We start from the raw sequence: 5127 nt of genomic DNA, 5'->3' as shown, positions 1-5127 counted from the left end.
CGCCAGGGTCTCCGCCGGCGTCCGGGCCAGCCCCTTCGCCGGCCCGCTGGGCGAGGGCGAAATCGCTGGCCAACCCCGATTCCGGCGCCCAGCCAGGCCGCCACCGGGTCCCGGGTGCGGACCGGACCGAGCATCGGGCAAAAGGCACCTCGGTGCACACTCTCTGTAGTTGGGAAGGACTAGTGTTTACCCACCCGGTCAATGTGGACTAGTCTCACGCCGACGTCACGACAACACCGGGCCGAACGCCGAATCCTGCCCCCGGCCCCGGTGTCCCCTCCGAGTCGTCAGCTGGGGCAGGAGCGGGGGACCCACCTCCACTGGCCGGCACCGATCCGCGGTGCTGGTCTCGGGGTGAAGTTCGAAGCGTGAAGGTCACGCCTCGAGCCGGGCAGCCCAGCCCGAACCCGACAGCTCACTTCGCAGGCGTACGGGAAGGAATACACCGTTGTCCGCGCAAAGCGTGCAGCTCGACGAAGATTTGCGAGTCGCCGGTCGCGGCCGTCACCGCGCCCAGTCCGCGCCGCCTGTTGCCCGTAGTCGGGCCCGTGCTCGTGCTCGTGCCTTCGCCGCAATGACCACCGGGACCGTCGCGGTCTCCGGAGTGGCCCTGGCTGGCTGCGCCACCGACGTCCACGCCGACACGGCGATGGAAGAGTCGCCGAACACCGCCCCGGTCACCCTCGCCGCGCAGATCGGCTCGCGCGCCGCCCTAGGCGGCAGCATCGCCGCGGCGGCGGTCAGTGAGCACAGCTCCTCGGGACTCGCTCTCGGCGCGGCAAGCGGCGTCGACGCCCCGCCCCTGGCCGGCAAGATTCAGGTCGGCCTGCGGGTGACGAACCCGGCCGTGACCGTGAACGCGAACGAGCCGATCGACATCGGCTTCTCGCTGTACAACGAGGCGACCCACGAGCCGCTCGCGAACCAGCTCGTCAAGGTGCAGGTGAAGCTCCCCACCGGGTGGGCCACCTTCAAGCACCTCCAGACGAACGCGCAAGGGTACGCCTCCTACACAGCGCGGGTGCTCACCACGACGAACGTCACCGCGATCTTCGATGGCACGGACGCCCTGCAGTCCGCCCACTCGACCAACGACGCGACGCTGAACGTGCGCCCGCAGGTCGCCAACGTGGCCGCCCGGCTGGGCAGCCTCGCCAGCGACATCTCCGCCGGTCTTCCCCGCGTGTCCGTGCCGGTCGCGTCCAGCTCGATCGGCGCGAAGGCTGTCTACCTGGCCTCCCTGCAGGCGGGCAAGCCGTACGTCTACGGCGCCGAGGGCCCGAGCTCGTTCGACTGCTCCGGCCTGGTCCAGTACGTCTTCAAGCAGCTCGGCAAGAGCGTGCCGCGGACCACGGACGCCCAGTTCGCGAGCTCCACCCGGGTATCGCAGTACAACAAGCAGCCCGGCGACCTGATCTTCCTCGGCTCGCCCGGGAACATCTACCACGTCGGCATCTACGCCGGCGACGGCAAGATGTGGGTCGCTCCGCACACCGGCAGTGTCGTGAAGCTGCAGTTGATTTACACCACCTCCTACTACGTCGGCCGCTTCTAGCGCGTCCGCACCGCGCCAGCGCACCGTGCCTCTGCGGCGCAGCGCCGGCCACCCGGTGGTCACCTCGTTCGGCTGGAAGGACGACGAAGCCCGTCCAGCCCCGAGCCGACCGCGACGCGGCCTCCCCTTTCGGTCGCGTGTGCGGTCCAGGCTGCCGGTCTGGCACCCGTCGCCGCCGCGTACGCACCCGCCCAGCCGGGCCTGCTCCCCCCGGCCGGCGCAAGGCGCGCACCGCTGACCCGTCCGGGTCACCATCGCCGCTGCCCCGGACGCAGCTCCACCGCGCGATCTCGCGAGTTCCGGCAAAGCCGCCGAAGACCCGCCCCGGTCCACGCGCCCGAACCCCGTGGGCTCCTCCGCTCGCGCGCGGCCGAGCTCGGGACCGACCCAGCACGCAGGCCCTGTCACCGCCCGCAGCACCACCGACCTCGCTACAGCGCCGGCCGCACGACGCCTCCTTCCGGCCGCTGAGGTCCGCCGATGCCGCTACCCCCCTCCCCGACGGCATCGGCGGACTCCCATCCATCCCGGGCGCGTACGCGGCCGCTGAGGGCCATAGGGCCCGCTCTACCGAGCCCTATGCGTGCCTCTTGGTCGGGTTCGAGGCTCAGGTTCCCAGGGGGTCGCTCAGGTTCCCAGGTGGTGCTTGGCGGAGGCCGTCCACAGGGTCTCGCTGACCTTCTTGTCCCAGTCGGTCTCGGCGGCCCTCGCCTCGGCGACCCGGCCGGCGCAGGCGGACCGCGGCTCCTGCGTGAACTGCCCCACCACGCCGACGGCCGCGAAGATCGGCTTGGCGCCGCTGCAGACGACGGTCAGCGCCAGCCGGGCGCCCTCGCCGACGCCCCACACGTAGATCCGGTTCGGGTCGACCTTGGTCTTCTTCGCGGAGACGTAGCTGACCACGTCGCGCAGGTAGGCCGCGTCGACGCCGTCCGGGGAGTCGATCCGCCACGCGCCACCGACCGCCTCGGGGTAGGCCACCGCGAAGTTGCGGGCGTTCGCCACCGAACCGGCCGCACTGTCATGGTCGAGGGTCTTGGCGTCGACGTTGTCGTCGTGCAGGATCAGCACCAGCGGGATCGGGTCCTTCGGGTCCGACGGGGCGTGCACGAGCAGCTCCCGGTCGGCCGAGCCGTAGTCCTTCGGCATGCTGACGCGCTTGGTCTTCGGGCCGTTGCCATGCTCGATGAAGACCCAGAGCACGACGATGACGACCCCGACGATGAGTACGGTTCGCTTGTTCTTGCCCCACCAGCCGGCAAGTGGATTCGACGCCACGATCCAACCGAACCACACCGATAGCCGGGAAACGCCGCAAACAGGCGACCAGATGACGCTCGGACCTACCCACCTGTCCGAGCGGGGTTCAGGAGCCGGCGAGGGCCCGGCGGCGAGCCTCCCGCAGCACCTGCGCCTCCGGGGGGGCCTCCAGCGGCGGCAGATCGCCGTGGATCCAGGTCAACAGGAGGTCGGCGAGCGCCGGGTTCTGCGCCAGAACCGGCCCATGCAGGTAGGTGCCGACAACCCGGCCATCGACGATGCCGTCGGTGCCACCGCCACCACCACTGCCGTCCTCGCCGTCACCGATCCCGCGGCGCACTACCCCCAGCGGAAATCCGCCGGCCCCGGGCAGCCGCCTGGTGCGCCCGGCGTGGTTCTCGTACCCGTACAGGGTGGGTAGGTGCAGGCGCGGATCCGGCTCTACGACGATGTCGCCGACGGCCCGCCCAGGCGGCGGTGTCTCCGGCGGCGCGAAGGAGCGGCGGGTCTCGATGTCGACCAGGTTGAGCCCCTCGTGGATCTCCCCGCCCGACGGGAACGTCGCGCCGATCACCTGGTAGCCGGCGCACACGGCCAGCACGGCCGCCCCCGAACCGACCGCGCGCACGATCGCCCGGTTCTGCCGGATGCCGTCGGCGGCGAGGACCTGCGGGGCGTCCTCGCCCCCGCCGAGCAGGTAGATGTCGCAGCTGTCCGGCACCGGCGAGCCGGCGGGGACGTTGACCACCTCGGCGGGCAGGCCCCGCCAGCGCAGCCGCTGCTCGAGGACGATCGCGTTGCCGCCGTCCCCGTAGGTGCCGAGCAGCTCGGGGTAGATCAGCGCGATCCGGGTCACCGAGGCGCGCCTCACCGGGAGCTCCGCACCAGCAGGTCCCGGAACGCCGTGTAGTTGGCGACCATGTCGACCACCTTCTCGTTGGCCGCCTGCGCCGCGTCCTCGGCGCTGGCGTGCACGCTGTGCGGCACCTCCGCGTAGGCCAGGCGCACGCTCATGTCCTCCTTGCGCCCACCGGTGACGAGCACCTGCCGGCCGGCGAGGCGCTCGAAGGGGACGTCCCAGATCCAGGACGGATCCCGACCGTCGGCGGTCTGCGAGTTGAAGTCGATGACGACGGGCCGGGGCGGCGCGTCGGCGAGCAGCTCCATCATCTCCACCCAACCGGCGGGATTCTTCGCCAGCAGCAGCCGGCCACGGCGGCCGTGCTCGCCGAGGGCGACCTCCTGGTAGCGGCCCTGAACGTCGCCCAGGCCGGCCATGGCGGCCAGCGCCGCCTCGACCTCGACACCGAGCTCGCGGGCCGCCGCGGCGGCCATCGCCGCGTTACCGAGGTTGACCCGGCCGGGCAGGTCGAGGCGGGCCGAGATGGTGCGGCCGTACCAGAGAATCTCCCGCTGCCCGGTGACCGCGACGATCGGCTCGGGCCGGGCCAGCCCGCACTCGGACCACCAGCCGTTGTCGTTGCGGTGCAGCAGGCGGGCGCACTGGGGGCAGACCATCGCGTCAGCGGTCCAGTTCTGGCCGGCCGACACCCACACCTGCCGGTGCCAGCCGCCCGCTGCCCAGGCCACCAGCGGATCGTCGACGTTCGCGACCACCGTGGTGTCACGCAGCTCGGCGCCGAGCTCCCGCCACATCGACGCGATACGCCTGGTCTCGTTGGACCGGTCGAGCTGGTCGCGGCTGATGTTGAGCAGCAGCACGACCTGCGGCGAGATCTCGTGGGCCACCTTCGGCAGCCAGATCTCGTCGACCTCCAGGGCGGCGGCGGCGTCGAACGGAGGGCGTGACAGCGCGGCGAGGACGCCGGGTGCCATGTTCGCCCCCCCGCTGTTCGACTTCACCGGCCCGGCGGTGCCCAGCGCGCGGGCGAGCAGCCGGGTGGTGGTCGTCTTGCCGTTGGTACCCGACACGCAGGCGGTGCGGCGGTGGGAGCCGACCTCGGCCAGCGCCCCGGGGGAGACCCGCAGGGCCAGCTTGCCACCGATCATCTCCCCCGAACCACGGCCGAGGCGGCGCGACGCCTCCGCCGCCAGGCGTTCGACGGCGAGCGCGGCCTGGGTCCGGGCGGTGAACCTGCGCGGGATTGATGTCGTCATCGCGCTTTCTACAGTGCCACGGCGGTGCCGGGAGACGAAGACCACCCCCGCTTCCGTTCGGTTACATCCCGATCGGCGCCCTCGCCGCGGACGGCGAACCGCCGCCAGCGGCATGACGGCCGAGTCCTGTCACCAGCCACCGTCACCGAAGGTCAAGAAACGTCACCCTGTGTCTAGATTCGGCGGTACTTTCG

At 71.7% G+C, this 5127-nt stretch carries 4 protein-coding genes and 1 riboswitch; of the genes, 1 reads left to right on the top strand and 3 read right to left on the bottom strand.

Annotation, left to right across the window (positions count from 1 at the left end; translation table 11 throughout):
- Window positions 1–267: 267 nt before the first annotated feature.
- A riboswitch (cyclic di-AMP (ydaO/yuaA leader) is annotated at window positions 268–443 on the top strand.
- Between the two features lie 5 nt (window positions 444–448).
- On the top strand, window positions 449–1555 hold the full coding sequence (locus tag G6R25_RS21225; protein WP_235949342.1) for a C40 family peptidase: 1107 nt from the start codon (window positions 449–451) through the stop codon (window positions 1553–1555).
- Window positions 1556–2182: 627 nt separating this feature from the next.
- On the opposite strand, the gene G6R25_RS21220 is transcribed toward G6R25_RS21225, so the two are convergent.
- The 3 genes from G6R25_RS21220 to G6R25_RS21210 all read right to left on the bottom strand — a co-directional run bounded on the left by G6R25_RS21220 (window position 2183) and on the right by G6R25_RS21210 (window position 4933).
- Complete coding sequence (locus G6R25_RS21220) at window positions 2183–2851, bottom strand: PHB depolymerase family esterase (RefSeq protein WP_163554324.1); 669 nt, start codon at window positions 2849–2851, stop codon at window positions 2183–2185.
- 70 nt (window positions 2852–2921) lie between these two features.
- Window positions 2922–3686, bottom strand: coding sequence for a type 1 glutamine amidotransferase (locus G6R25_RS21215; protein ID WP_163554323.1), 765 nt, complete (start codon window positions 3684–3686; stop codon window positions 2922–2924).
- Window positions 3683–4933, bottom strand: a complete 1251-nt coding sequence (locus G6R25_RS21210) for a MurT ligase domain-containing protein (protein ID WP_163554322.1) — start codon at window positions 4931–4933, stop codon at window positions 3683–3685. The genes G6R25_RS21215 and G6R25_RS21210 overlap by 4 nt, the downstream gene beginning before the upstream one ends.
- Window positions 4934–5127: the final 194 nt, after the last annotated feature.

It is taken from the genome of Candidatus Frankia alpina, assembly GCF_902806485.1.
GTDB classification, from domain to species: Bacteria; Actinomycetota; Actinomycetes; order Frankiales; family Frankiaceae; genus Frankia; species Frankia alpina.
Note: the sequence above shows the minus strand (reverse complement) of the source record. Positions and strands in the feature narration are given on the sequence as shown.

Coding starts and splice junctions, on each gene's coding strand:
- G6R25_RS21210 (WP_163554322.1), bottom strand. CDS start 4,933: ATGACGACATCAATCCCGCGCAGGTTCACCGCCCGGACCCAGGCCGCG.